The sequence below is a fragment of the Pontibacillus chungwhensis genome (assembly GCF_030166655.1).
GTDB lineage: Bacteria > Bacillota > Bacilli > Bacillales > BH030062 > Pontibacillus.
Genome location: NZ_CP126446.1, coordinates 2,441,024 through 2,466,487, shown reverse-complemented (window position 1 = coordinate 2,466,487; position 25,464 = coordinate 2,441,024). Strand labels below are relative to the sequence as shown.

The 25,464-nt window shown below is 40.2% G+C and carries 28 protein-coding genes; 20 read left to right on the top strand and 8 right to left on the bottom strand.

Going from position 1 to position 25,464, the window contains the following annotated elements:
- Positions 1 to 68 precede the first annotated feature (68 nt).
- The 5 genes from eutH to QNI29_RS12790 all read left to right on the top strand — a co-directional run bounded on the left by eutH (position 69) and on the right by QNI29_RS12790 (position 4,346).
- Positions 69 to 1,160, top strand: a complete 1,092-nt coding sequence (eutH, locus tag QNI29_RS12810; RefSeq protein WP_231416902.1) for an ethanolamine utilization protein EutH — start codon at positions 69 to 71, stop codon at positions 1,158 to 1,160.
- Between the two features lie 31 nt (positions 1,161 to 1,191).
- Positions 1,192 to 1,959, top strand: a complete 768-nt coding sequence (locus QNI29_RS12805; RefSeq protein WP_231416901.1) for a kanamycin nucleotidyltransferase C-terminal domain-containing protein — start codon at positions 1,192 to 1,194, stop codon at positions 1,957 to 1,959.
- Positions 1,960 to 2,043: 84 nt separating this feature from the next.
- Positions 2,044 to 2,982: an exonuclease domain-containing protein gene (locus tag QNI29_RS12800; protein ID WP_231416900.1), complete on the top strand. Its 939-nt coding sequence runs from the start codon at positions 2,044 to 2,046 to the stop codon at positions 2,980 to 2,982.
- 296 nt (positions 2,983 to 3,278) lie between these two features.
- Entirely contained in the window at positions 3,279 to 3,764 is a 486-nt protein-coding gene (locus QNI29_RS12795) for a PaaI family thioesterase (protein WP_231416899.1), read from the top strand.
- Positions 3,765 to 3,785: 21 nt separating this feature from the next.
- The gene (locus tag QNI29_RS12790; protein WP_231416898.1) at positions 3,786 to 4,346 is read left to right on the top strand and encodes a hypothetical protein; all 561 of its coding nucleotides are present in this window, start codon (positions 3,786 to 3,788) and stop codon (positions 4,344 to 4,346) included.
- 89 nt (positions 4,347 to 4,435) lie between these two features.
- On the opposite strand, the gene QNI29_RS12785 is transcribed toward QNI29_RS12790, so the two are convergent.
- Positions 4,436 to 4,822, bottom strand: coding sequence for a carbohydrate ABC transporter permease (locus QNI29_RS12785; RefSeq protein ID WP_284526491.1), 387 nt, complete (start codon positions 4,820 to 4,822; stop codon positions 4,436 to 4,438).
- 276 nt (positions 4,823 to 5,098) lie between these two features.
- Complete coding sequence (locus QNI29_RS12780) at positions 5,099 to 6,499, bottom strand: hypothetical protein (RefSeq protein ID WP_231416895.1); 1,401 nt, start codon at positions 6,497 to 6,499, stop codon at positions 5,099 to 5,101.
- Positions 6,500 to 6,646: 147 nt separating this feature from the next.
- Between QNI29_RS12780 and QNI29_RS12775 the strand changes: the two genes are divergently transcribed.
- On the top strand, positions 6,647 to 6,952 hold the full coding sequence (locus tag QNI29_RS12775) for a hypothetical protein (RefSeq protein WP_231416894.1): 306 nt from the start codon (positions 6,647 to 6,649) through the stop codon (positions 6,950 to 6,952).
- A gap of 16 nt (positions 6,953 to 6,968) precedes the next feature.
- On the opposite strand, the gene QNI29_RS12770 is transcribed toward QNI29_RS12775, so the two are convergent.
- Positions 6,969 to 7,583: a hypothetical protein gene (locus QNI29_RS12770; protein WP_231416893.1), complete on the bottom strand. Its 615-nt coding sequence runs from the start codon at positions 7,581 to 7,583 to the stop codon at positions 6,969 to 6,971.
- Between the two features lie 556 nt (positions 7,584 to 8,139).
- Positions 8,140 to 8,337 (bottom strand): YczO family protein, encoded by a 198-nt coding sequence (locus QNI29_RS12765; RefSeq protein WP_231416892.1) that lies wholly within the window; start codon positions 8,335 to 8,337, stop codon positions 8,140 to 8,142.
- Positions 8,338 to 8,588: 251 nt separating this feature from the next.
- Between QNI29_RS12765 and QNI29_RS12760 the strand changes: the two genes are divergently transcribed.
- Positions 8,589 to 9,113: a M15 family metallopeptidase gene (locus tag QNI29_RS12760; protein WP_231417580.1), complete on the top strand. Its 525-nt coding sequence runs from the start codon at positions 8,589 to 8,591 to the stop codon at positions 9,111 to 9,113.
- Positions 9,114 to 9,264: 151 nt separating this feature from the next.
- Positions 9,265 to 10,590 (top strand): short-chain fatty acid transporter, encoded by a 1,326-nt coding sequence (locus tag QNI29_RS12755; RefSeq protein WP_231416891.1) that lies wholly within the window; start codon positions 9,265 to 9,267, stop codon positions 10,588 to 10,590.
- 148 nt (positions 10,591 to 10,738) lie between these two features.
- Here QNI29_RS12755 and QNI29_RS12750 read toward each other — a convergent pair whose 3' ends face one another.
- Entirely contained in the window at positions 10,739 to 12,295 is a 1,557-nt protein-coding gene (locus tag QNI29_RS12750; protein WP_231416890.1) for an ABC-F family ATP-binding cassette domain-containing protein, read from the bottom strand.
- A gap of 453 nt (positions 12,296 to 12,748) precedes the next feature.
- Here QNI29_RS12750 and QNI29_RS12745 point away from each other — a divergent pair, with 453 nt between their 5' ends.
- Positions 12,749 to 13,477 (top strand): polyphosphate kinase 2 family protein, encoded by a 729-nt coding sequence (locus QNI29_RS12745; RefSeq protein ID WP_231416889.1) that lies wholly within the window; start codon positions 12,749 to 12,751, stop codon positions 13,475 to 13,477.
- Between the two features lie 146 nt (positions 13,478 to 13,623).
- Here the strand turns inward: QNI29_RS12745 and QNI29_RS12740 are convergent, their stop codons facing one another.
- Complete coding sequence (locus QNI29_RS12740; protein WP_231416888.1) at positions 13,624 to 14,187, bottom strand: glutathione peroxidase; 564 nt, start codon at positions 14,185 to 14,187, stop codon at positions 13,624 to 13,626.
- A gap of 169 nt (positions 14,188 to 14,356) precedes the next feature.
- Here QNI29_RS12740 and QNI29_RS12735 point away from each other — a divergent pair, with 169 nt between their 5' ends.
- From QNI29_RS12735 to QNI29_RS12720, 4 genes are all read left to right on the top strand, one after another.
- On the top strand, positions 14,357 to 14,785 hold the full coding sequence (locus QNI29_RS12735) for a DUF1801 domain-containing protein (protein ID WP_231416887.1): 429 nt from the start codon (positions 14,357 to 14,359) through the stop codon (positions 14,783 to 14,785).
- Positions 14,786 to 14,917: 132 nt separating this feature from the next.
- Positions 14,918 to 15,994: an SDR family oxidoreductase gene (locus QNI29_RS12730; RefSeq protein ID WP_231416886.1), complete on the top strand. Its 1,077-nt coding sequence runs from the start codon at positions 14,918 to 14,920 to the stop codon at positions 15,992 to 15,994.
- Between the two features lie 278 nt (positions 15,995 to 16,272).
- The gene (locus tag QNI29_RS12725) at positions 16,273 to 17,856 is read left to right on the top strand and encodes a BCCT family transporter (protein ID WP_231416885.1); all 1,584 of its coding nucleotides are present in this window, start codon (positions 16,273 to 16,275) and stop codon (positions 17,854 to 17,856) included.
- Positions 17,857 to 17,965: 109 nt separating this feature from the next.
- Entirely contained in the window at positions 17,966 to 18,511 is a 546-nt protein-coding gene (locus QNI29_RS12720) for a GNAT family N-acetyltransferase (protein ID WP_231416884.1), read from the top strand.
- Between the two features lie 12 nt (positions 18,512 to 18,523).
- On the opposite strand, the gene QNI29_RS12715 is transcribed toward QNI29_RS12720, so the two are convergent.
- Complete coding sequence (locus QNI29_RS12715) at positions 18,524 to 18,901, bottom strand: carbonic anhydrase (protein WP_231416883.1); 378 nt, start codon at positions 18,899 to 18,901, stop codon at positions 18,524 to 18,526.
- Positions 18,902 to 19,150: 249 nt separating this feature from the next.
- On the opposite strand from QNI29_RS12715, the gene QNI29_RS12710 reads away from it, so the two are divergent.
- The gene (locus tag QNI29_RS12710; RefSeq protein ID WP_231416882.1) at positions 19,151 to 20,113 is read left to right on the top strand and encodes an alpha/beta hydrolase; all 963 of its coding nucleotides are present in this window, start codon (positions 19,151 to 19,153) and stop codon (positions 20,111 to 20,113) included.
- 148 nt (positions 20,114 to 20,261) lie between these two features.
- Here the strand turns inward: QNI29_RS12710 and QNI29_RS12705 are convergent, their stop codons facing one another.
- Positions 20,262 to 20,477 (bottom strand): hypothetical protein, encoded by a 216-nt coding sequence (locus QNI29_RS12705; RefSeq protein ID WP_231416881.1) that lies wholly within the window; start codon positions 20,475 to 20,477, stop codon positions 20,262 to 20,264.
- Positions 20,478 to 20,676: 199 nt separating this feature from the next.
- On the opposite strand from QNI29_RS12705, the gene QNI29_RS12700 reads away from it, so the two are divergent.
- The 6 genes from QNI29_RS12700 (at position 20,677) to QNI29_RS12675 (ending at position 25,459) form a co-directional block, all read left to right on the top strand.
- On the top strand, positions 20,677 to 21,258 hold the full coding sequence (locus QNI29_RS12700) for a kinase (protein ID WP_231416880.1): 582 nt from the start codon (positions 20,677 to 20,679) through the stop codon (positions 21,256 to 21,258).
- A 23-nt stretch (positions 21,259 to 21,281) separates the two neighbouring features.
- The gene (locus tag QNI29_RS12695) at positions 21,282 to 21,803 is read left to right on the top strand and encodes a hypothetical protein (RefSeq protein WP_231416879.1); all 522 of its coding nucleotides are present in this window, start codon (positions 21,282 to 21,284) and stop codon (positions 21,801 to 21,803) included.
- Between the two features lie 164 nt (positions 21,804 to 21,967).
- Positions 21,968 to 23,176, top strand: a complete 1,209-nt coding sequence (locus QNI29_RS12690) for an acyl-CoA dehydrogenase (protein WP_231416878.1) — start codon at positions 21,968 to 21,970, stop codon at positions 23,174 to 23,176.
- A gap of 12 nt (positions 23,177 to 23,188) precedes the next feature.
- The gene (locus QNI29_RS12685) at positions 23,189 to 23,968 is read left to right on the top strand and encodes an SDR family oxidoreductase (protein ID WP_231416877.1); all 780 of its coding nucleotides are present in this window, start codon (positions 23,189 to 23,191) and stop codon (positions 23,966 to 23,968) included.
- A gap of 36 nt (positions 23,969 to 24,004) precedes the next feature.
- Entirely contained in the window at positions 24,005 to 24,568 is a 564-nt protein-coding gene (locus tag QNI29_RS12680) for a TetR/AcrR family transcriptional regulator (protein WP_231416876.1), read from the top strand.
- A gap of 12 nt (positions 24,569 to 24,580) precedes the next feature.
- Positions 24,581 to 25,459 carry a 3-hydroxyacyl-CoA dehydrogenase family protein gene (locus QNI29_RS12675; protein WP_231416875.1) on the top strand — a complete coding sequence of 293 codons (879 nt, stop codon included), beginning with the start codon at positions 24,581 to 24,583 and terminating at the stop codon, positions 25,457 to 25,459.
- The last annotated feature ends 5 nt before the right edge of the window (positions 25,460 to 25,464 follow it).

The window sequence follows — 25,464 nt, the reverse complement described above, 5'->3', positions numbered from 1 at the left end:
ATTTAATGTTACGATAAAAGGGCTAAATACATAAGTTTTCCATTTTGATGAGGGGAGGAGGTAAACGGTTGTGGATTAATGATCTTATATTGGGTGTGATGTGTCTTTTTATGGTGCTTGGAGCGCTAGATTATTATGTTTTGAATCATAAACTGTATCTCGGTTGGCGATTTTATGAAGCATTTATGATGATGGGGCCTCTCGCTCTTTCTATGGTTGGGATTATCTCCCTCGCTCCTGTTTTAGCAACATGGCTCTCACCTATAGTTGTGCCGGTTTTTGAGTGGTTTGGAGCAGATCCGTCTATGTTTGCATCAATGCTTCTTGCCATTGACATGGGGGCTTATCCCTTAGCAACCTCTCTTGCTTCTACCCAAGAAGCGGCTATTTTCTCATGGTCACTCCTCGGGACGATGATGGGGCCGACTCTGGTTTTTACGATTCCAATTGCTTTAACCGTGATACAGAAGAAGGATCGGCCTTACTTCGCTAAAGGGATCTTAATCGGAATGATGACCATTCCCGTTGGGGTCTTTATAGGCGGATTTGTTGCAGGTTATAAACCTTTTTGGATGATTCAAAATCTCGTACCCTCTATTCTGTTGGCGCTCCTGATTGCGATGGGGCTATGGCTATTCACAAATGCTACGATACGTTTCTTTGCTTTGTTTGGAAAAGGGGTTGAGCTCACTGTTATTACTGGTTTAGTAGCCATTATTATTGAGACGCTCACAGGTTTTACCGTTATCCCTGGCATGGCACCTTTGAGTGAAGGCGTGGTCATTGTAGGGCGTATTACTGTAACGTTGGCTGGAGCTTACCCTCTTGTGGCGTTTTTAAATCGGAAAGGGGAGAAATTATTTACAAAATGGGGTGAGCATCTTAAGTTAGATGCCAGTGCGATGACAGGACTGATGGCATCTTTAGCTCATCACTTACCTATGTTCGGAATGATGAAGGATATGACGAGCAGAGGGAAAGTTGTGAATGCTGCCTTCTCTGTTAGTGGAGCGTTCGTAATAGGAAGTCACCTTGCCTTTGTAGCTGGGGTGGAGAAAGATATGATGGTCCCCGTTATGATTGGGAAAGCTTCAGCTGGTGTGCTGGCCGTTGTTGTTGCTTTAAGGCTAACAAAGAACGATGAAAGGGAGAACTCTTAAGACTTTATTACAATGAAGAGGAAGTGAACGTATGGATCTGTTAAAAGCCCCCCTTCAAACTTCTAAAGAAGAGAAAGATACCATGATTAAAGAGGTGGTAGATAGACTAATTACCACACACGGAAAAGATATTATAGCTATCGGGGTGTATGGCTCCGTGGGAGCAGGGAACCCGGGACCTTATTCAGATATTGAGATGCATGTTATCACAAAAGATGGGGTAAAGCTTGAAAGTTATGAGTTTATATACCCTCCTTATAAATTGGAAATTGGATCGCTAGAGAGGTCTTCGATTATAAAGAAAGCGAAGCGCTATGAAGCCACTTGGCCAATCTGGGCTGGGTCTTTTGTTAATGTATTACCGGTATATGATCCGGAAGAGTTCTTTGAAACATTGAAAGAATGTCCTTTCACACATACCGAAGAAATGAAGGTTGATGTTATGAGGGAATTTATGATTTGGGAGCCGTATGAATGCATGGGTAAAATTCGAAATGCTTATGTGATAGGGCATTTTACATTCCTGCCACAAGGAGCATTTCAGCTCTTAAGGCAAACTTCCATTCTAATAGGGCTTGGAAACAGAACGTTTTATAGTACTCAATCGAAAATGTTTGAAGAAGCGATGGGTCAAGCTTCTAAGCCTTCGGGGTTCGATGAACTGGCTAACACGGTACTGAAAGGGAATCTTTCTGATGAAGAGTCTGTTTATGATCAATGTGAGGTACTCTGGGCAGGGTTAAATCAATGGTTCTACGAACTTGGGATTGAATATAAAAGAAATTCTCTCCCTTTCTAATAGAGTATCCAAAACAAGACAATAGACGAGATGGGATAAAACCCTATATCATAGAAAGAAACAGACTAGAGTAGGTGGGGAAGAATGAATTTTATAGCGCTTGATTTTGAAACAGCTAACTCTTCGAGGTCCAGTGTTTGTTCGATTGGTCTCGTTGAATATGAAAATGGTCAGCCCAAACAAGAATATTATTCATTAGTAAAGCCAAAACGAAGCTATTTTGCGCCGATAAATGTGTCCGTTCATGGCATTACGAAAGAAGACGTTAAAGATGCATATGAGTTTGATACGCTTTGGCAGAAAGATCTTCAACCCCTTTTAGAAGGGAAATTCCTATTAGCTCATAATGCTCAATTTGATATGGGGGTTTTACGTGCGGTGCTCGATGAATATAACCTTCCTTATCCAATGATTGCTTATAACTGCACGATGAATATTGCCAAGAAGACCTGGTCGTTTCCAAGGTATAACTTAAAGGAACTATCTCATCATTTAAATATTGATCTGAATCACCATCATGCCTTAGATGATGCACGCGCTGCAGCTCAAATCTTCTTAGAAGCAGGAAAGCATTTAGATGCAGGTGATGAGAAAGAACTCGTTGAGAAGAGTCAGACGATTAACGGGATGATGTTTGATTCATCTTATGAACCAGCCAGATTAAATCGAAAGAAACAGGCTAAAAAAGGAACTTCAAAAGCAGAAGCTAGAAACTATACGGCAGCTTCCCGAGAATTTAATACCTCTCACCCTTTTTATAACGCGACGTTCGTATTTACTGGGAAATTGCAATCCTTGAAGAGGGAGGAAGCCATCCAGCGTGTTGTGGACCACGGGGGTATGTGGGAATCGTCCGTTCGGTCGACAACCAACTATGTGGTTGTAGGTGATCGAGCGTTCCAGGATTATGTACAGGGGAAGAAGAGTAGCAAGTTAGAACGTGTCGAAACCCTAATCGCTCAAGGGCACTCGATTGAGGTGCTTTCTGAAGAGGACTTCATTCGTTACTTTGAAGCCGTATAAAACCTGAAAATGCTCTAGGAACTTTCCCTGAGCATTTTCAACTCTCTTATTTCCATAGGGTTTTCTAAATGGGAGGGATAGTATTGAAAGGACCAACTCCTTTTCAAAAGCGGGTGAAAATCCTGAAGGTTGTTGTTATTATTGCATTTATTATTCTTTTGCTGTTTTTATTACGAACCATCTTTCTGTATGATTAGCACCTGTTTAGCGCCGATTTTTATCAAACGTTTATTGTATAATAGAGCGGTTTCATATTATGATATTTAGGAAAAGAATGGGAGAGGGAGGATGATTGGATGAGTTCAGATGTATTGCATGCGATTCAGGATTGCTATCCTGATGACTTTTCCTGGTGTTATGGGTGTGGAAGGCTAAATGAGTTGGGGCATCAGTTTCGGACAGGCTGGAATGGAGATCAGACCGTAACCATATATACACCAAAGGCTGAGCATACAGCCATTCCGGGCTTTGTCTATGGAGGTCTGATTGCTTCCTTAATCGATTGTCATGGTACAGGTTCTGCCTCACTAGCCTTACATAGAAAAAATGGACACGAGCCAGGTGATGGGGAAGAAGCCCCTAGGTTTGTAACCGCATCCCTTCAAGTGAATTTCCAAAAGCCAACCCCACAAGGTCAACCTTTAAAGGCAATGGGCACCATTGAAGAAATTCATCCAAAGAAATTTGCCATTCATGTTGAAGTATTCTCTGGTGACGTATGCTGTGCTACTGGTAAAGTAGTGGCTGCGAAAATGCCAGAATCATTTGGCCAATCAACATAGTAGAACAAAAGGAGAGGTATTATGAAACAAATTATAGCTATACTTCTCTCCATGATTGCGATCGTCGTATTTACAACCGTCTACTTTTTCTCCTCTACGCAAGGGATACGAGAAAACATCTTTCAAGAGGACGGGTACACACTTAAGTTAGAGGACCCGGCTATAAAAGGAAGCGTTAGGATCCAAAAAGAGTGGTTAAACGATAAGAAGACAGATGTGGATAAGCCTGTGCTTAAAAAGGGAAGCTCTACGGTTCTTTTAGAGAGCGTAAGCATCGATTCAGACAGTAACTACACTCTGACATTTGACATACGTCAAAGTTTCAAGGATAAAGAAAAAGGCGGCTTTCTTACCAATTTTAATCGTGGCGGTGAAGAAGTAACGTTTAAGCCGAAAGAGAACGTCCTATTTACTACAGCAAATGGAGAAAAAATCGAAAAGGACCAAATTTTGGTTGGGGAAACGTCTGGTCCCAATGAGCGCTATACAATCGATGTAAATAGAGATTATTTCGATACTGTTCAAGACTATGTAAGGGTAGAGTTTGATTTTCAATACTACACTTACAAGAAAGACCAATAATGAGTCATCTTTAGGACGGAAGCGTCCCAATAACATGATAATAGAAAAAGCGCAGGCCTTCTAACTCAATAGAGGCTTGCGCTTTTCTTTTACCCTTTAACAGATCCGGCAGTCATGCCAGCGATAAAATAGCGTTGCAAGAACACGTAGGCAATAATCATAGGAGCGGAAGCGATCATCACCCCTGTGAAGAGCATTGGGAAATTCGTCATGTATTGCCCTTGAAACTCTAGAAGGCCTAGAGGCAATGTTTTGTATTCGTCTTTCGTAATAAATAACAAAGGATACAATAAATCGTTCCAATGCATCACGAATAAGAAAATAGCCGTCGCTGATAGAGATGGAAGAGATAAAGGGAGAGCAATGCTTGTGTACATTTTCCAATTGTTGGATCCGTCAATACAGCTTGCTTCAAACAATCCTTTTGGAATGGTTGGATACATCAAACGCAGAAGGAAACCCAATTGGGTTCTCATACATTTCAGAAGTTGTTTTGAATGTCGAGAAGAGTACCGTGAGCATCGGAATGACAATAAGACTGGCGTATATCAGTAACAGTAAACGTTCTCCTGTTTTCTCCATAATGGACTCTTCTCCCCCCTTAATGTGCTTTATAGTCCAAAGCTCTCATTTGTACGATTGTAATAACGGCAATGACGACCATAAAGTTAACGGATTCGACGGATTCTGCCGAAGCATAGCCGAACCGAAAGCTTGATTAGTCTTTTGGTTTAGGCACATACATTTAGATGTTAGTTCAACTTCACCATTCTTCTTTCATCGAAAACAACTTTAGAAGGGAGGTTGGTAAGTGAAACAGTGATGTAGGGAGAATTCACTATTGCTTCAGATGGAATGTTAAACCTCAGTTTCTCTTCCCCATTGTTCACTTCTGCGCGATTTCCGGTGTATCCAATGGGGATCTCTGAGCCATCTGCTTTTGATGCATCTACGGAAAAAGGGGACTCGGTTTCATTGGCTACCCCAGACACCTTAGGGCCAGTATGGAAGCTAATCGTTTTATAAGGAGCATTTAAAGAGTTCATTGATTTCCTTGCTAGAGTAAAGGATAAATAATCACGATCATATTTAATAGAAGAAAGGCTTACCGCTGAATCATCAATTTTTTTGATGACCTCATTCGGGTGCTCTTCATAGGAATCGTTTTCTCCTAATCCCTGTGGTAACCGGGTAGTATCCATTTTAAAGGAGAAGTCTTTATGACCATTTAATTGTATGCTCTTTAATGTAATGTCTAAACTTTTAGGTATGGAATGAACAGCTTCAAACCCATTCAGAATATAGTCGTTTGTCACTTCACGTGTTTCCTTATTAGGCACTAGCCTTTGTACAAATTCAATCTGTTCAGAGTCAGGGGTGCTCGCTGCGATCTGAATCTCTTTAGGACGACCACCTTTAGGATGATTGATATGGGTGAAAAGCTTTGTACCAAATGTGCCCATTTCAATCGAATCTAGTGTTACAGAAACGTTTTTATAGGTGAAGGTTTGTGAAAGCTCAAATCTCTCTACAACATCTTCTTTAGCATCGATCTTGAAAGAAAAAGTCACTTCTTTTGATTCTCCATTAATGTTCACCATGGATGTGCCGTTCACCAAAGCGTTTTCCCCTATGACCTTTACGTCCTGAGGAACAGCTAATGTTAAGCTGGAGTAAAACCTATTATTAAGTTGTATCCCTTTCCCTCTTGCTAGCCCTGATGTCAAAACGATCAGCGGAGACAATTGTTGATTAACTTCGATTGTATAAGGCGTGTTTTCTTCTGAATATAAGTGTGGTACAGGTTGTTCTTCACCATTTGGTGATGTTCCTATTCCGACGGAGGATACTTTCCGATGGTATAAAACGTATAGATTCTTCCCGTTGTACCATGCTTCATCAAATGTAATCTCTCCATCAATTCCTCCTACATCATAGGTTTTATCAATATCTTCTGTTAACCCTAAAGATTCAGCGCGTTTTAGACCACTTAGGTTTTGATAGTAAAAGTTTTTTACCTCATCCATGTTATGAGCTACCTTTACGGATTCAAGATCTATAGGTTGTATTTCTTCAGGTGTATCCATTGATGTATATAAACCAATTCCGATTAAGAGGATCATTATAATGGCAATCGTAATCCTATTTCTCATTTGGGTACCCCTTTGATTCGATGTTTATTCAATCGTATCAAACGAAGGGAAATTTGTGGGAGAAGATTGTAAACTTCCTGAGAAAGTGCAACCTGGGAGAAGGGTTGTACGACTAATGGGTAAATCCAAGCGAAGGAGCGGTGCAGGATGAAGAGATGGATAGGAGCTGCGGTTATCCTCGTTGGAATAATAGGAATCACACTGATGCAAAGAGCGGATTACAGTGGTTTTTATGTTGACGAGGTAGAAGAAGGAGGGAAGAGTATCGTTGTTTCACCACCAGCCAATGACCCGGAAGCGGAATACCCTGTGTATAAGATTCTAATAGGTGAGAATACAGAAATAGAAGGAGATAAAGTAAAAGGGATTTCGGTAGGTGACCATGTAAGCATCTGGGTGAAGAAATTAGGAAATCAAGAAGTGGCCACTAAGGTTATCAGAAGAAGTGAATAATACAGTCCCTGTGTCTCTAATTTTTTTTCATAAAGAAGGGTGACCATTTCCCGCTGTGATATCTGGAAGTAATTATTGTGTAGCAATTTGATTGGCCATCTTGAATACATCTATTATTTTTGTAACGAAGGATCACAGTTGCATGATCATCTCCAGTCATGACAGATTCATCTTTAGGCATAAACATTGCAGATGAAAAATTGTAATCGTATAGGTTGTAATCTGAGCTTAACTCCTTTTCTGCATAGGATTTTCCTTGTTTTAAAAGAGATTTCTTCCCATCTTCGCCACCGAATACGACTCTTTGCTCCCACATATCATAGCCTTTGAATGTACCGGTGAATAGGAGGGCTACAATGATCCACCCACCAATGAAATGACCAGCTACTCGTATATGGTGAAATTTCTTTTTTCTCTTTAAAATAAACCTTATTCCTAGCAAAGGAAGAACCAATCCCCATACAAAAATAAGTCCAGTAAATGCACTCACTAAAAGAATCCCAAAAATTATTTCTTTAAGATTAACAAAGTTTCCTGTGATAGCAGTTATAAAAATAAGTCCTTCTATGTAAATCCATAAAATAAAATTAGAGGTAAGAAATAATGAGGTTTCTTTACGCCAGGGTTTCATAGACTAAACACCTTTCAATAGAATATGCACTGTTACCTATTCGTTGAATGCGTATAAAATCCTTTATTAACTAGGGGGGATTTGAAAAAAGTAGAGAAAAAAGGAGATTGAAATTGGAAAAGCGAGCCAGGTCGTCACCTGACTCGCTTTGTTATCGTACTTAGGAAAAAATGATTTTACTCATTTATCTTGCTTGCTTATTTAGCAAGGTCTGTGTTTGATTAGATCGTCAAACACTGCCGCGGTTTATAAATTCTACAAGGTAGTTTTTCAACTTAAACGACGCAATCCCTACCTCTATTGCATCCTTACAGCTCCGAAGCTGATCCAGTGTGATTAAGTCGTATTAAAACATAGCAGAATGCCAGTCTCATACACATCACTCTTTCAATTTCCGATATTTATTTGCCTTTTATCGAAGGCACAATAATTAATTATAGTATCTATTGTGTGTAATGTCAATACGTTTCCAAACTGCTATTATTACTACCTATTTAATTAAGTGTTGCTGATCTTAAGAATACCCGCTATAGAAATTTGTAAACCTCATAGAATATTATTTCCGAAAATCTTCACTATACAGTTCTTCTGTAGAGGAATCATCTTTTGATTTTGTTTTCTTTTGTTCTTCAACTTGCTCTTCTCGTTGATCTTCTGTTGGGACTCCGTCTATTAAGCCTTCTTTTTCTTTCTTTTCTTTAAAGCTCTGATCGTTCTCAGTAAGTTTTCGGTTTTGCTGTTTCTTCTCAGCCATTTTTAACCCTCCGTTTGATTACTTTAGGGATATATTTCCTCTTTTTTGTAAACGTTAAACTCCCTGGGCGCATTGATAGGTGTTCCCTTGATGCTTCAAAGCATTTCAATGTGATATTCTAAACATAAATAGAAAGTTACACTGAGAGGAATGCACAACTGTTGAAATTATTATTAAACATCGTAGCTTTTTTAATACTGTTTGTGGGTGCCGGGTTTCTTGTACTATGGCTAATAGCCAATACCGACTCGGTGGAAAGCACGAAGGATGTTTTTCAACCTATAAAGAAGAAGGATGTGTCTATGCCTACGGATCTGCATCCTAAAGTAGAAGAAGCTAAAAATACATTAGTAAATAGAGCTGAAGATAAAGGGATTTCTGTAGTGATTACCGATGGCCATCGATCAATCGAAAGACAGAATGAATTATATGCGCAAGGCCGAACAGATAATGGATCTGTCGTAACCCATGCGGATGGCGGGGAATCTTATCATAATTATGGACTTGCTATTGACTTTGCCTTACGCACCAAGAGCGGAGATGTCGTATGGGATACAAGCCGTGATGGAAATGGGAACGGAAAAGCAGATTGGATGGAAGTGGTCGCAATTGCTAAGGACTTAGGGTTCGAGTGGGGAGGAGATTGGAGCTCCTTTAAGGATTACCCTCATCTCCAAATGGATTTTGGATTATCGATTCGTGAATTGAAGTATGGAAAAAGGCCAGAAGTAGAAAACAAGGAAAGAAAAGAGTCAAAGGAGAGCGAATCGTCCTAATCAGGAGGTTCGCTCTTTTCTTATGAATAATGGCTAATGGCCTGTTATATATTTTGTAATAATCAAAAAATTATTTGAATTAAAAGGTTTGTTTTGGTAGTTTAGTAGGTGGGGTATTTTGAAAACGCTTTAATAAAAGGGAGGGAGTTTTATGAAACGAGCAATTGATTTTTCGAATAGGCTCATGCAAAGATATTTGCCAGACCCATTTGTGTTTGTCATTATTCTTACACTCGTTGTATTTTTACTAGGTATGGGAGTTACGGGGAGTACTCCTGTCGAAATGGTTCAATATTGGGGAGAAGGATTTTGGAATTTATTAACCTTTTCCATGCAAATGGTGTTAGTTCTTGTCACGGGGTTTGTGTTGGCAAGCAGTCCGTTATTTAAAAGGATCCTGAGTGGTCTTGCATCAAAACCAAATTCACCTGGCCAAGCAATCGTATTTGTCACCCTTGTATCCTTATTAGCAAGTTGGGTGAACTGGGGATTTGGTCTTGTTATTGGGGCATTATTTGCGAAAGAATTAGCCAAGCAAGTGGAGAATGTTGATTATCGTTTGCTTATTGCAAGTGCTTACTCAGGCTTCCTTGTGTGGCATGGAGGATTAGCAGGATCCATTCCATTAACGATTGCTACCCCGGATCATTTCTCGCAAGGTATCATAGGAATTATACAAACGGATGAAACCATTTTCTCCGTATTTAATTTGGCGATAGTTGGCTCATTATTTATTGTATTACCTATACTTAATTACCGTATGATGCCAGAGAAAGAGGAGAGAGTCGTTATTGATCGCTCTTTGTTAGACGAAGGCAAAGATTATCAAGCGGCTACACTCGATAAAGAAGAAATGACCCCAGCTGATCGTCTAGAGCATAGTAAGATCCTTGCTATAATAACTGGTGTTCTGGGGCTGGCATTTCTCATTTATTATTTTGTCAGCAACGGATTTCAACTCAACTTGAATATTGTAAACTTTGGTTTCTTGTTCCTTGGTATTCTGTTTCATGGAACGCCTAAAGCCTTTATTGAATCTGTGAAGGAAGCTGTAAGTGGAGCTAGTGGAATTATCATTCAGTTCCCATTCTATGCGGGAATTATGGGGATGATGGTGGCTTCTGGTTTCGCGCAAGAAATGTCCTCGTGGTTTGTGAACATTTCAACTGAATTTACATTTCCTTTCTTCGCCTTTATTAGCGCTGGAATTGTAAACTTCTTTGTGCCTTCAGGTGGTGGACAATGGGCGGTGCAAGCTCCTATTATGCTTGAAGCTGCCAAAGAACTAGGTGTCTCCATTCCTAAAACCGCAATGGCAGTAGCATGGGGAGATGCCTGGACCAATATGATTCAACCCTTCTGGGCATTACCTGCCTTAGCTATCGCGGGTTTAAAAGCTAAAGATATCATGGGCTTTTGTTTAATTGTCCTCATCATAAGCGGTATATTTATCTCCCTAGGCTTATTGTTATTGTAAGAAAACCGCTTTAGTGAAATAAAGCGTGCCAGACACCCGCTCCTCCTTTAGAGTGGTAAAGGGTGTCTGGCACGCGTTTGTGCTGTAGTGTGATAAAGATCGAGATACAAAAGGAAAACCAGGACCTGATTGGTCCTGGTTTTTGGTTTTAGAATACTTTTGTTGTCCAGTCTTCGCAGTTCCATACATCCGTTACGATATCCTGGTAGAAGTCAGGTTCGTGTGAGATGATTAAGACGCTTCCTTTATAATCTTTAAGCGCTCGCTTTAGTTCTGCTTTCGCATCCACATCAAGGTGGTTGGTCGGTTCGTCTAGGACAAGCAGGTTTGTTTCTTTGTTAATTAGCTTACATAAACGAACTTTGGCCTTCTCGCCACCACTTAATACTTTCACTTTACTTTCGATGTGCTTTTGCGTTAAGCCACACTTTGCAAGGGAGGAACGAACTTCGTACTGTGTAAGATGACGAAATTCTTCCCAGATTTCTTCTATACAGGTATTATTACTTTCTTCTTTCAACTCTTGTTCAAAGTACCCGATATGGAGATGATCGCCAAGCTCAACAGAACCTGAGACAGGCTGAATTTCTCCTAATATACTTTTAAGCAGGGTTGTCTTACCAATTCCGTTTGCACCTGAAAGGGCAATCTTTTGATTACGTTCCATCTCTAAGTTCAATGGTCTTGAGAGGGGTTCATCGTACCCAATGACAAGATCCTTCGTTTCAAATAAATATTTGCCTGGTGTACGGGCTTGTTTAAAATTGAAACTTGGTTTTGGCTTTTCAGAATCCAGTTCAATGACGTCCATTTTATCAAGCTTCTTCTGACGAGACATCGCCATTTTACTTGTAGCAGCATTAGCCTTGTTACGTGCCACGAAATCTTTTAAGTTGGCAATTTCTTTTTGCTGTTTTTTATAGGCAGCCTCAACTTGTTGCTTCTTCATTTCATATACACGTAAGAATTCATCATAGTCGCCAGGGTACCTTGTAAGCTCTTGGTTTTCCATATGATAAATCAAGTTTACAACGCTATTTAAGAATGGGATATCGTGTGAGATTAAGATAAAGGCGTTCTCGTAATTTTGAAGGAACGTACGCAACCACTCAATGTGTTCTACGTCCAAGTAGTTTGTTGGTTCGTCGAGTAGCAGGATATCTGGCTTTTCAAGAAGTAGCTTAGCGAGTAGTACCTTAGTGCGCTGTCCCCCGCTTAAATCGTTCACATCTCGTTCTAAGCCAATATCATCCAGGCCAAGACCGTTTGCGACTTCTTCTACTTTGGCATCAATGGTGTAGAAGTCATTGTTTGTTAATTCATCTTGCATTCGTCCCGTCTCTTCAAGCAACTGTTCAAGTTCCTCTGGCTCTACCTCACCCATTTTGGCAAATAAACCATTCATTTCAGTTTCAATATCAAATAAATATTGGAACGCTGTTCGTAAAACATCACGGATCGACATACCTTGGCTCAAGTCTGCGTGTTGATCTAAATACCCAACTCGCACTCGCTTTGACCAAGTAACTTTCCCCGCGTCAGGCTCTAATTTACCTGTAATAATATTCATAAAAGTAGACTTACCTTCACCGTTGGCTCCGATAAGTCCAATGTGTTCTCCTTTTAACAAACGAAAAGAAACGTCCTCGAAGATCGCACGATCCCCAAAGCCGTGACTTAAGTTCTTTACTGTGAGTAAGCTCATGTTTTACACACCTTTTCCTTCGATAAGTTCATGCTTGTCTATTATAAAGGTCATTTTCTATTTGCGATAGTAGAAGCGGGCAAAATTTCGCCAAAAAGGTATACCATTTCTCAAGTTTTCAGCGTCATCCATATAAAACGAGCTAAGGAAGAGACTCCCTTAGGATTGCGAATTAACAGATAAAAGTATTGTGAACCTATAAGTATTACGACAAAATAGGTCAATGCATAAGCATGACGATTGAACTCTTTCCGCCGGCATTTCTTTATTAATAGATTATGGTCTAGATCCTTTTGATTTAAACGGATTAAAGAAAAGGAAAATATCGGATGAGGGAAGAAGTTAAAGAGTAAGGGCTCATTGTATTTAATCGATCGAAGTAAAATGATGATTCTTAACTAAAACATCATTAAAAGAAGAGGTAGTAGAGAAAACATGTAGGAGGATGAGGGAATGCTTGAATCAGTTGACCTTTCTTTACAGATAGACGACAAAAAGCAATACAAGAAAGAGTTGAAACAAACCCAGGTGGAATTGCTTCAACTTCAACGGATGTTAGTAGATCATAAGCTTGGTGTGCTAATTGTATGTGAAGGATGGGATGCAGCAGGGAAAGGCGGAGCTATTAAAAGGTTAACCAGTGGCCTGGACCCGCGTGGTTTCTCTGTACATCCAATTAGTGCCCCTTCTTCAAATGAAAAGAGGCATCATTATTTAAAACGTTTCTGGACAAAGGTACCTGCTTACGGTGAGATCGGTATATTTGATCGATCCTGGTATGGAAGAGTATTGGTAGAAAGAGTGGAAGGCTTTGCGGATTATTCAGAATGGAATAGAGCCTATCATGAGATCAATGATTTTGAAAAGTTACTCGTTCAGGATCAATACATTGTGATTAAATTATGGTTTCACATCTCCAATGAAGAACAGCTAAGGCGATTTAAGGAAAGAGAGGCAGATCCATTAAAGCAATGGAAGATTACAAAGGAAGACTGGAGAAACCGGGAGAAGTGGGATCAATACGTGGCAGCGGTAGAAGATATGCTTGATAAAACATCTACTGCTGAAACAAAATGGCATGTGATTGAAGGGGAAGACAAATATTATGCAAGGGTCAAAACGAATAGAACTATTATAAAAGAGATTCGAGCTAGGTTACATCAATTGACTCCAAATCAATAGTGAAGACTTTTCAAACTTTGAGAAAACGAAAGAAATAGAACAGCTATCAGATACATTTGGAGAAGACCTCTAATGGAAAAGTCTTAAATAAAAGACAAGCCTCCAACCTTTCAAGCATTAACCTGAAGGGCCAGAGGAGATAGTAATTAAACCGTCAACTGAGCGAGTTGCTCTTCAATGTCTTGTTCCATGTCAATCGTATCCGTGGTGCATTCAAAGCGTTGAACCACTTCTCCCTCCGTATTGATTAAGAACTTTGTGAAATTCCATTTAATGGAGTAGTCATCTGTGAGGTATTCTGGGTGTTTCTCATTCAGTAGTGGAATGAGGACTTTCGCCACAGGGTGAAACTTGTCGAAACCTTCAAATGCTTTTTGATTAGATAAATAAGTGAAGAGTGGATGGGCGTGTTCTCCTCTTACATCCATCTTCTGAAAGAGAGGGAATGAAACGCCGTAGTTTAATAGACAATTTGTTTGAATCTTTTCGTTCTCATCAGGTTCTTGGTTATCAAACTGGTTACATGGAAAACCTAAGATAACAAGACCTTTATCCTTGTATCTCTCGTGCAAACGTTGAAGGTCCTCGTATTGATATGTAAACCCGCATCGACCTGCTGTATTAACGATTAAAAGCACTTTTCCTTTATATTCTTCAAGGGATTGCTCTTTGCCGTTCATCGCTATAGCTGAGTAATTATAAACGCTCATGTAATTAGCCTCCTAGTCATTTGTGAGAAACAAACTAAGTCTTTTGACTCACGTTTGAGTATGGCAATCTTTAACCTATTTAGCAAATAATAAACTTCTAAATCCTAAAAAACTTAGTGCATTATGAGAGATTAAGAGTATTAATTAAAGACAGATGGAGGGTTCGTCTATGTATGAACTAAAAACAAAACCGAATGATCAAAGCGTCATCGAATTTATAGAACAAGTGGAAAGTGTAAAGAAGCGTGAAGACGCATACCGGTTGCTTGACCTTTTCACCGAAACAACTGGATGTGAGGCGAAAATGTGGGGAGATTCCATTATTGGCTTTGGATCCTATCATTACAAGTATGAATCGGGGCATGAAGGAGACGCGCCTGTCGTAGGTTTCTCTCCAAGAAAAGCGAAGCATAGCCTTTATTTGGCACAAGGAGAACCTGAACGAGAGAAGCTATTGGAGCATTTAGGGAAACATAAAACAGGGAAAGCCTGCGTTTATGTAAATAAGCTCGCAGATATTGATATAGAAGTTTTGCAAAAGTTAATTCTAAATTCCATTACTTATATTCAGGATCAATACTCAACCGATATGAACTGAGTTCATTGCTTTAACAAGTTTATTTAAGCAAATTGAATGATTGTCTTTCACTTCCTCATGGCCTGTTATGTTCTATGTTTCAATGAATATACTTAAGTGTTTTAAGCGTTTTTATGGGAGGGGTAATCCGATATGGCACGAACTTATTTTATTACAGGATTTCCTGGTTTTGTATCATCTAATTTGATTAAAAAGTTAGTTGATATAGACCATGATGCTCGCTTTGAATTATTAGTCTACCGTGACCAAATTCAAAAGGCCTATCATGCAATAGAGGATATGGTTCATTATTCGAAAATCACCATTATTGAAGGCGATATTACAAAGTCTGAACTAGGAATAGATGAAGGAACAAGAAGGAGGTTAACAGAAGAGGTCACACATGTTTTTCACCTTGCAGCTATATATGATCTCGCGGTCCCAGAAGATATTGCGCATAGAGTGAATGTGAACGGAACTAGAAATGTATTAGATTTTATTCTTCCGTTTTCTTCCTTGAAACGATTTATCTATTTTAGTACGGCTTATGTTTCAGGAGATCGGTCTGGTTCCATTTATGAGGACGAGTTAGAGTGTGGTCAAGCCTTTAAGAATTATTATGAAGAAACCAAATATGAAGCAGAAGTTATGGTTCATTCTTATATGAATAAGTTACCCATTACGATTATTCGTCCAGGAGTTGTGATGGGTCATTCAAAAACAGGGGAAACGGCTAAGTTCGATGGCCCCTACTTTATGATGCGGTTCTTAGACAAATTCGCAAGACTCCCCATTCCATATATAGGGGGAGGGGAAGCGCTTATAAATCTTGTCCCTATAGATTATGTGGTTGATGCGACAACTTTCCTTGCGCATGATGAGACTGCTAAGAGTAAAGTATTTCATTTAACAGACCCTGAGCCTTTGACTGTAAGGGAGGTTTATCGTTTAATCGCTCAAACGTTAGTCGGAAAAACCCCTTCCTATACACTCCCGTCTTCTTTCGTGTCTAAGACGCTTTCTTTATCTTTGATTCGCAAATGGGTGCAAGTGGAACGGGAAACGATTGACTACTTTACATTACAAGCCTATTACGATTCTGCAAATACTATAAAGCACTTAAAGGGAACGGGCATTGTTTGCCCGCGTCTAGCTGATTATATGACTCATGAAGTGGATTATTATAAGAAGCACAGGCATGAGCCCGAAAAACTTATAAAAGTCAATTGATAAAAAGAGCTAAATCCTTTTAAATCTCTTTATCCTTTAATGTCTCACTAATAGAAGTTATAGGTTCCTCCATAAAGCTCAGAAATTCTCCTAAATCGACGAAAATTACATTTTGACGTGTTCATTTACAATCTATATAATTAAAAACTATGTAAAAAAGGTCGGATTTAAAGGGGAGAAGCATCTTCTAATATAGAGAAAGAACAATTCCAGAGCATCTAAGAACAAAATACGAACTATATCTAGCAAAAGATATAACACAATTCAGGAGGAAAATAATGACTGACGAAACGAATAGGAGAACGGGGCTTGATTGGGTCGCATTTATCATTAGTGGAGGTTTTCTCTTACTATTTCTTGTAATGTCCCTTGTGAATGACACACTAATGGGGGAATGGATCACAAGTGCGTTCGACTTTTCTGTTAAATTCTTTGGAGCATTCTGGCAATTACTATTACTTGCTACTTTCATTGTTGGAGTGGCATTGGCACTATCGAAATATGGAAAAGTGAAACTTGGTAACTTGAATAAGCCTGAATACGGAATATTCCGTTGGGTATCGATGATTTTATGTACGTTATTAGCGGCAGGAGGTGTTTTCTGGGCAGCTGGAGAACCGTTGTACCATTATTTGACGACGCCTCCTCTGTTTGCAGAAGAAGGAATGACACCTGCAGAATCCGTAGTGCCTGGACTAGCTCAAAGCTTCTTCCACTGGGGATTCACTGCTTGGGCAAGTCTTGGGACGGTGACTACCATTGTACTTATGTACGCTCACTATCATAAAGGCTACCCTCTAAAACCTCGTACGATGCTTTATCCTATGTTTGGGGAAAAAATCTTCCGCAAAGGTAGTATCGTTGGTTCTGTAGCTGATATCGTATCTATTATTGCTGTAGCAGCGGGAACAATTGGACCGATTGGATTTTTAGGACTTCAGGTAGGCTATGCCCTGCAGTATTTATTTGATGTACCAGATACAATCTTTACCCAATCTGTCGTCATTATCTTTCTAGTAGTCATCGCTTCTATTTCAGCCGCTACTGGTGTAGATAAGGGTATTCAGCTGTTAAGTCGAATTAATGTAGGGTTAGCGTTAGTGCTAATGGTAGGGATGCTTATTTTAGGCCCTACGTTCTTTATCATTGACTCCTTTATTGGGGCTGAAGCATTTCAAATCCAAAACTTTGTACGCATGAGTCTTTACAGAGGGGATGACGGTTGGCTTGGTTACTGGACGATTTTCTTCTGGGGTTGGTTTATTGGATTTGGTCCTGCTATGGCTATGTTTATTAGCCGTATCTCAAGAGGTCGTTCTATAAGAGAATTAATAATGGCTGTGGCCATTCTAGCTCCGCTTGTAAGTAACTTTTGGTTCTCAGCCGTGGGCGGATCTGGTCTATTCTATGAAATGAAAACACCAGGATCTATCTCTGATGCTTTAAACAATTCAGGCATGCCCGCTGCTGTGATGGCAATTATGGAGCAAGTTCCATTTGGAACCGTAATGGCAAGTGGATTCCTAGTGGTTACCATCGTATTTGTGGCCACAACAGCTGACTCTATGTCTTATTCAGTGGCCGTAACGCTCACGGGTCACGCTCATCCACCACGGATGCTTCGCGTATTCTGGGCTCTATTATTCGGAGCCATCGCCTCAACGTTACTTGGAATAGGCGAGAGTAGTATTCAAACGCTCCAGAACTTTATCGTTGTAACAGCTGTACCGGTATCTATTCTTATGTTACCACCAGTATGGCTAGCTCCTAAGGTTGCGCGTGAAATGGCAGTAGACCAGGGGATTGTTTCCCAAGAAACCCAGACTGCTTCAGAAACATTAAAAGAAGAAACATCATCTTAAATAGAGTAGAGACCTAAATCGTTACGATTTAGGTCTCTTTTTATGTTAAACTGGTAAAAAAGTCCATATCGTTAGTGGACGATTATGATACTCACAAAGGAGGCGCGCTTTGGTTACCCTACAGCCATTTACTTCATCAGACTTTTCACGGCTTATGGACTGGATTCCATCACCTGACTTATTGGTGCAGTGGAGCGGTTCACAATTTAGTTTCCCATTAAGTGAGGATCAGCTTGAAGACTATATTCATGGGGCGAATCAAGATGGAGCCGATCGATTTATATACAAGATTAATGAAGAGGGGAAAACAGTCGGTCATATTTCCTTAGGGCGAATAGATTACGTGAACCGCTCTGCACGAATTGGAAAGGTGTTTGTACATGAATCTATGAGAGGGAAAGGAATTGCTCCACAGGCAGTGGAGAAGGTGTTGCAACTAGCCTTTGAAGACCTTAACTTACATCGAGTCACTCTTGGCGTATTTCATTTCAATACTTCTGCGATCCAATGTTATAAGAGGGTAGGATTTCAGACGGAAGGTCTTTTACGAGATCATAGGAAAGTGGGAGAAGGGTATTGGAGCTTGTATGAAATGGGGATTTTAGAGCATGAGTGGAAAGAAAAGGGTATGAAAAAATCAGCCCAGAAGAGCTGATTTTTTCATCTTTTAGATAGTTTCAACTTCCCAGTTTTCATTAACAAATAATCCAATAACTTGTACAGGGAAATCCCAAGCTTGAACGGCTTCTACTGCTTGTTTAATTTCTTCTACTTTCTGTTCCCGTCCGACAGGGTTTCCGGCACAGTCATGGTGACCAACAACCGCAAGAACTTCAGAGCCATGAGCATCACAAGAGATGGTCACCTTTTCTTTCATAGAGTCCACCTCTGAAGCCGAACCAGCCAAGACAACTTTCTCTGGTCCTGCTGCTGTAATAGTATCAATAAAAGGCGTATTGTATTGGTTTTGCATCCACTCGTTTACAGGTAGTTGAACGCGTCCATCCATACATGTAATAACAGTAGCAAATGTTTTTTCTGACATAATGGTCCTCCTAGCATAGTAAACTTTACAAATCTATTATATATAAATTCTCATAAAAGAAAAAGGATCCTTTCTTTAAAGGTGGAGGGTAAATTGAATAAAGTCTTAACACCTATGGCTTTATAAGTACAAAGACATCAATTGTTTTGAAAGCGTTTACTATAAGTGTTAGATTCGCTGAAATAGGTTCGTTCCGTGTATAGTAGATCAAGTGTTAGGAAGTTATCAATGATTAAAGGAGAGCGAGTTATGAAGAAACGAATTGGTTGGATTGTTATGGCCATCGTTTTTATTATGATTGTGGGTTTAGGAGGTGCAGGTAACTACTTTTATGGAGTCGCTATTGATAGTGGTAGTAGAGCGGTAGATTTGCACGGTGGTGAAGCTGACGTGGCTAAGGCTGCGAGTGTGATAGAAGAAGAGCAGGAGAAAGAAGAAATCGTGAGAGAATGGACGGAAAAGCAAAGCTTTCAACCCCTGGAGATAAAAACCGATGATGGCTTATCGCTTAAAGCTGTTTATTTAGAAAATGAGAAGCCTAACGGCAAAACCGTTATTCTTGCTCATGGGTACAAAGGCAATAAAGAGCAAATGCCAGGGATCACAAAGTTTTATTATGAGGAAGGTTACAATGTACTAAAGCCAGATGCCAGGGGACACGGGGATAGTGAGGGGGACTATATTGGATACGGATGGGATGATCGTTTTGATTATAAACAGTGGATCAATCTCCTTATAGAAGAAAAAGGGGCAGACTCTATTATTCTTCATGGTTTCTCGATGGGGGCGGCTACTGTCCTAATGACTGCGGGAGAAGAATTGCCGAGTGAAGTAAAGGGAGTTATTGCTGATAGTAGTTATACAGCCGTTAATGAAGAGTTAGCTCATCAGATGAAAAATCTTTATCATATCCCGTCATTTCCTATACTCCAGGTTACGAGTTTAGTTACAAATATAAGGGCAGGGTATACATTTGAAGAAGCTTCTGTCGTGAATCAGGTAAAAAAATCCAAAGTTCCATTATTCTTTATCCACGGAGGAGATGATGAACTAGTTCCGACAGAAATGGCCAATAAGTTGTATAAAGCAGCCAAAGGGAAGAAAGAGTTATGGATTGTACCAGGTGCAACGCATACCGAGGGATATTCAGTTGCTGAGGAGACCTATCAAGAGAAGATCACAAATTTCATAGAAGAGTTATCGAACAAATAATACGATCTTCTGGGAAAGTCGAATTCTATTAGGAATTCGACTTTTTATTATTGGAGAAGAGTGGAAGTAAAGTAGATGGGACAGCAATGAAAAAAACTCTCCGGAAGAACGGGAGAGTTTTGCTGCTAGTATAGTAGGGAGAGGTGCATCAGGATAAACCTATACTAATGAATGCTATTAGGAGCATTAGGACAATGATGATCGCCATTAACAATAGGGAGGCTTTTCCATAGTTACGAACGGTTTCATTCTTATTACCAAAAGCCAAAACGAAGATGGTTACCAGATTGACGACAGGGATGGCTAATAATAGTAAATAAAGAAGCCATTTCTTAACCGATACAACTTGGTCGCTAAAATTCAAACAAATCACCTTTCTATGAATGCTCTCATCATCGTAGCATCTGCTCAACAACGGTCTCAACGGAATAGTTGATAGTAAATGATGGTAATATTCGTGAAAGGGTGGTTCGGCCAAGAATTAAGGACAAGCAATCACGCATGCTCATTTATTGGTTAAATATGTTAAAATAAGGTGTGGTTAGCCAAATGGGAGGAGTAGCATGGTAGAAATAAATATAATGAGTGAAATGTTGAAACATAATAGCAGGATTTTAATTGGAATAGATGGATTGAGCCGGTCTGGAAAAACGACCTTTTCAAAACGTCTCTTGCAAACGTTATCCGATCAACAAGTAATGGGTGTGATCTTTCATCTTGATGATTACATTGTAGAAAGATCAAGACGTTATGGCACGGAACTTCAGCAATGGGAGGAATACTATCATTTACAATGGGACGTTGAACAAGTAACGACAGATCTGTTTGAAAGGGTATTGAATTCCGATTCTGTTACGCTTCCTCTCTATCATTCTAAAAAGGACCAATGCGGAAATGTAACTGTTAAACTCCCTGATAAAGGTGTCATTATTGTTGAAGGGGGCTTTCTGCAGAGGGAAGAGTGGAGGTCTTATTTAGACTATTGTTTCTTTTTGGAATGTCCGAGAGAACAAAGGTTTAAACGGGAGGATCCACTTACTCAAAGAGACCTGAATAAATTCAAACAACGTTATTGGAAAGCAGAAGAGTATTATGAGACAACAGTCAATCCAGCTTTTCTTGCGGATCGGGTTTTATATACATAATAGTAGTAAGGGTGGTTGTTTATTTGCAAAGAGAATGGATAGAGAAAGGGAAAAATTTAATTATCGTATTTTTAACTTTCACTTTATTGCTTACGGCCGCGGCGTTAGTGTATGAGAAGAAGAGAGCGGATTACGAAGGGAAATTTGAATATGTCGTGAGACACTTTTATAATGATCTTTCTCCTATGATTAAAACCCTGAATAGTCTTTTGAATACAGAAATGGAGAAAACAGACAGAATTCGTAAAGTCATAGAGGTAAAAGAGAATTTCTCCCACTTACAATCCGTTTTAACCCTTTCCGATCAGATGCTCCCTTATCCCATTGACGATCAGCCAACATTTCTTCAGTTTGCCAGGGATAGCCGGGAATATGAAGAGGAGAGTTACCTAAAAGGGGTAAAAGGAGTACTTGTTTTCGTCAAAGGAGTAATAGGTTCTGAACAAATTGAAGAATATCCTGATGTCACACCGGAAACATTCAGTCGCGTGATACATGAAGCTACAGAACGGTATATAGAAATGGATGAGGAAATAGACGATTAGGTCCAAACAAACATAGGAAAGTTCACGATGAAGGATATCTCTATATAGTAGGCGTACATCGAAAGAATAAATTCCAAGCTTGTCTCTTGAATTTTCTGAATAATCAGCATACAATGGAATTAACATACTAACCGGTTAGTATGTTAATGGGGAGGAGGAAAACCATGCATTTTGATTACTCAAATAAAGTAAATGAATTGCTTGAGAGAGTGCGTTCCTTCATGAATGAACATGTCTATCCGAATGAAGCGGTTTACGAAGAGCAGCTGTCAGCACAAAGCTCTCGTTTTGATTCCGTTCCTTCAGTCATGGAAGAATTAAAACAAAAAGCAAAAGATCAAGGGTTGTGGAACTTATTCTTACCCGATTCTACATACGGAGCTGGTCTAACAAATCTTGAATATGCTCCTCTTTGTGAAGAAATGGGACGGTCTCTCATTGGCCCGGAGGTATTTAACTGTAATGCTCCTGATACAGGTAATATGGAAGTGTTGGCGCGGTACGGTAGTGAAGAGCAACAAGCTCGTTGGCTCAGGCCGCTATTAGATGGAGAGATCCGTTCCTGCTTTTCAATGACTGAACCTGATGTTGCCTCCTCTGATGCGACAAATATTGAGGCAAGGATTGAGCGAGACGGAGATGAATACGTCATTAATGGACGGAAGTGGTGGTCTTCAGGAGCTGGAGATCCACGGTGTAAGGTCGCCATATTTATGGGAAAGACAGATCCTGAAGCACCTCGTCATAAACAGCAGTCTATGATTCTCGTACCGCTAGACGCACAAGGTGTGAAGATTAAACGAATGCTTCCGGTGTTTGGTTACGATCATGCCCCTCATGGTCATGCAGAAATAGATTTTGACAATGTGCGTGTACCCGCTCAAAATATGATTCTTGGAGAAGGAAGAGGCTTTGAGATCGCGCAAGGACGTCTTGGTCCTGGACGCATCCATCATTGCATGCGGTTAATTGGTGCAGCTGAGAGAGCGCTTGATGATTTATGTAAGCGTGTACAAGAACGCGTTGCTTTCCATAAACCATTGGCTGATCAGGGGGTAGTGAGGGAGTGGATTGCTACTTCCCGGATAGAGATTGAACAGGCAAGACTTCTAACTCTAAAAGCTGCCTATATGATGGATACGGTAGGGAATAAAGAAGCGAAAGCTGAGATTGCGATGATCAAGGTTGTTGCTCCTCAAATGGCATTAAATGTAATTGACCGGGCGATTCAAGCTCATGGAGGCGCTGGTGTGAGTGATGACTTTACATTAGCTGCTCAGTGGGCTAACTCAAGAACATTACGATTAGCCGATGGACCAGATGAGGTGCATCGACGTCAAATAGCCAAACTTGAACTCGCCAAACATCAATAAAGGAGGAAGACGATGCACGTTCAACAATTATTCGATCTAACCGGAAAGACGGCTATTATTACCGGAGGAGGCCGGGGGCTTGGTGCTCAAATGGCTGAAGCATATGCAGAAGCAGGCGCCAACTTGGTTCTCTGTTCACGTAAGAAAGAAGCATGTGAAGAAGTTGCTCGGAGCATGGAAGAAAAACATGGTGTTAAAACGATTGCTTTGCAGTGTGATGTCACCAACCAAGATCAAGTAAATGAAGTTGTAAAACAATCTATAGAATCGTTTGGAAAGATTGATATCTTAGTTAATAATAGTGGAGCTACGTGGGGGGCGCCATCTTTAGAAATGCCTCTTGAAGCCTGGCAAAAGGTAATGAATGTGAATGCAAGCGGAACCTTCCTGATGGCACAAGCTGTTGGAAAAGTAATGGTCGATCAAGGCGCAGGTAAGATTATCAATATTGCTTCTGTAGCTGGATTAGGCGGGGCTGATCCTCGTTTTATGGATACAGTCGGATACAACGCGAGTAAGGGAGCAATTTTAACGCTTACGAAAGATCTCGCCGTGAAATGGGGAGCCCATGGCGTCAATGTGAACGCGATCGCCCCAGGATTCTTCCCAACCAAAATGTCAAAAGTGGTCCTTGAGCAAGGTGGTCAGCACATTTTGGATCGAACACCACTAAATCGGTTTGGTAGTGAGGAAGATTTAAAAGGGGCAGCTCTATTTTTAGCCTCTGCAGCTTCAAATTATGTAACAGGTGAAACGCTAGTGGTTGATGGTGGGATGCAGGCTCACTGTTAACGACTTACACAACTTACTAACGAGAGGAACGTAAACATGAGAGAGAAAATCATCAATACAAGCATAGCCCTATTCGGAGAACGAGGGTTCAGAGAAGCATCGATTCAAGATATTACAAGAGAACTCGGTGTAACGAAAGGAACCTTTTACTATTACTTTACCAATAAAGAAGACGTGTTGATGCATATTCATCTTCGGTTTATTGAAGGATTGCTCGATCAACAGAATCTCATTTTACAAGACAAAGAGCTTACGGAACGAGAGAAACTGTATGCGAATGTGAAAATGATCATCAGTAATATTAAGTCAGGTGCTCAGAGCGCCAGGGTGTTTTTCAGGGAAATGCGTCATTTAAGTGAAAAACATACCTCAAAAGTACTCCCAAAAAGAGATGAATTTCAGCGGAATTTACAGCACATTATCCAAACGGGTATCGATCAGGGAGAGTTTAGAAGTGATCTGCGCGCTGATATGCTTTCTTTTGCTGTATTAGGAGTCTCGAATTGGAGCTACTTCTGGTATGAACCGGATGGTGAGGTCTCAGAAGATGAGTTAACAGATCTTTACATGAAGATGATCCTCGAAGGGATACAAATTTAGGGAGGTAAAGAAATGAAAATTAATAAACTGGCCGTCATTGGCGCGGGTTCAATGGGACATCAGATTGCAATGCTTGGGGCGCTAGGGGGATATACCACCGTACTACAGGATGTAAACGAAGAGTCCCTTGAGAAAGCAAAAGAAACCTTGCACGGCATTATGGATAAATGGGTGAAGAAAGATAAGATTTCAGAAGGTGATAAAAATGAAGCCTTCAATCGCCTTACTTTTACACCAAGCCTTGAAGAGGCAGCCAGTGAGGCAGATTTCGTCATTGAGGCCGTGGTGGAAAAACTTGATGTAAAGCGCGATGTCTTCAGTGATCTTGATAAGATTGCTCCTGCACACACAATCCTTGCTACCAATAGTTCTACTATTGTAAGTTCTTTGATTGCTGACGCAACAGAGCGACCTGACAGAGTGTGCAACATGCATTTCTTCTTCCCGGCTCTTGTGATGGATTGTGTGGAGGTGGTAAAGGGGGATCACACCTCAGAAGAAACAGCCCAAACTGCGATGGAAGTTAGTGAGCAAATGAACCGGACAGCCGTCCTTCTTCAAAAAGAGATTTCAGGATTTATTGCCAATCGAATCCTTTTCGCGATCCAAAAAGAAGCTATGAGTCTCTATGAAAATGGCTACGCTGATTTCAAAGACATTGATACGATTACAAGGAAAGCCTTAAGTCATCCACTAGGTCCTTTTGAATTGCTTGATCTATCAGGTATTGACGTTGGGTATTATGTGATGCAACAGCAATACAACGAGTCAGGGAATCCTCTGGATCAGCCTCCAAAAACCATTGTGGATAAAGTAGATGCAGGAGAACTTGGACGAAAGACCGGCAAAGGATTCTATGAATATAACGAAAATGGAAAAGTGCGTTCATAAAGGTG

Bases quoted from the DNA above. Each gene is read 5' to 3' on its own strand.
- QNI29_RS12805 (WP_231416901.1), top strand. From the start codon at position 1,192: ATGGATCTGTTAAAAGCCCCCCTTCAAACTTCTAAAGAAGAGAAAGAT.
- QNI29_RS12800 (WP_231416900.1), top strand. From the start codon at position 2,044: ATGAATTTTATAGCGCTTGATTTTGAAACAGCTAACTCTTCGAGGTCC.
- QNI29_RS12795 (WP_231416899.1), top strand. From the start codon at position 3,279: ATGAGTTCAGATGTATTGCATGCGATTCAGGATTGCTATCCTGATGAC.
- QNI29_RS12790 (WP_231416898.1), top strand. From the start codon at position 3,786: ATGAAACAAATTATAGCTATACTTCTCTCCATGATTGCGATCGTCGTA.
- QNI29_RS12785 (WP_284526491.1), bottom strand. From the start codon at position 4,822: ATGAGAACCCAATTGGGTTTCCTTCTGCGTTTGATGTATCCAACCATT.
- QNI29_RS12780 (WP_231416895.1), bottom strand. From the start codon at position 6,499: ATGAGAAATAGGATTACGATTGCCATTATAATGATCCTCTTAATCGGA.
- QNI29_RS12775 (WP_231416894.1), top strand. From the start codon at position 6,647: ATGAAGAGATGGATAGGAGCTGCGGTTATCCTCGTTGGAATAATAGGA.
- QNI29_RS12770 (WP_231416893.1), bottom strand. From the start codon at position 7,583: ATGAAACCCTGGCGTAAAGAAACCTCATTATTTCTTACCTCTAATTTT.
- QNI29_RS12765 (WP_231416892.1), bottom strand. From the start codon at position 8,337: ATGGCTGAGAAGAAACAGCAAAACCGAAAACTTACTGAGAACGATCAG.
- QNI29_RS12755 (WP_231416891.1), top strand. From the start codon at position 9,265: ATGAAACGAGCAATTGATTTTTCGAATAGGCTCATGCAAAGATATTTG.
- QNI29_RS12750 (WP_231416890.1), bottom strand. From the start codon at position 12,295: ATGAGCTTACTCACAGTAAAGAACTTAAGTCACGGCTTTGGGGATCGT.
- QNI29_RS12745 (WP_231416889.1), top strand. From the start codon at position 12,749: ATGCTTGAATCAGTTGACCTTTCTTTACAGATAGACGACAAAAAGCAA.
- QNI29_RS12740 (WP_231416888.1), bottom strand. From the start codon at position 14,187: ATGAGCGTTTATAATTACTCAGCTATAGCGATGAACGGCAAAGAGCAA.
- QNI29_RS12735 (WP_231416887.1), top strand. From the start codon at position 14,357: ATGTATGAACTAAAAACAAAACCGAATGATCAAAGCGTCATCGAATTT.
- QNI29_RS12730 (WP_231416886.1), top strand. From the start codon at position 14,918: ATGGCACGAACTTATTTTATTACAGGATTTCCTGGTTTTGTATCATCT.
- QNI29_RS12725 (WP_231416885.1), top strand. From the start codon at position 16,273: ATGACTGACGAAACGAATAGGAGAACGGGGCTTGATTGGGTCGCATTT.
- QNI29_RS12715 (WP_231416883.1), bottom strand. From the start codon at position 18,901: ATGTCAGAAAAAACATTTGCTACTGTTATTACATGTATGGATGGACGC.
- QNI29_RS12710 (WP_231416882.1), top strand. From the start codon at position 19,151: ATGAAGAAACGAATTGGTTGGATTGTTATGGCCATCGTTTTTATTATG.
- QNI29_RS12700 (WP_231416880.1), top strand. From the start codon at position 20,677: ATGGTAGAAATAAATATAATGAGTGAAATGTTGAAACATAATAGCAGG.
- QNI29_RS12690 (WP_231416878.1), top strand. From the start codon at position 21,968: ATGCATTTTGATTACTCAAATAAAGTAAATGAATTGCTTGAGAGAGTG.
- QNI29_RS12685 (WP_231416877.1), top strand. From the start codon at position 23,189: ATGCACGTTCAACAATTATTCGATCTAACCGGAAAGACGGCTATTATT.
- QNI29_RS12680 (WP_231416876.1), top strand. From the start codon at position 24,005: ATGAGAGAGAAAATCATCAATACAAGCATAGCCCTATTCGGAGAACGA.
- QNI29_RS12675 (WP_231416875.1), top strand. From the start codon at position 24,581: ATGAAAATTAATAAACTGGCCGTCATTGGCGCGGGTTCAATGGGACAT.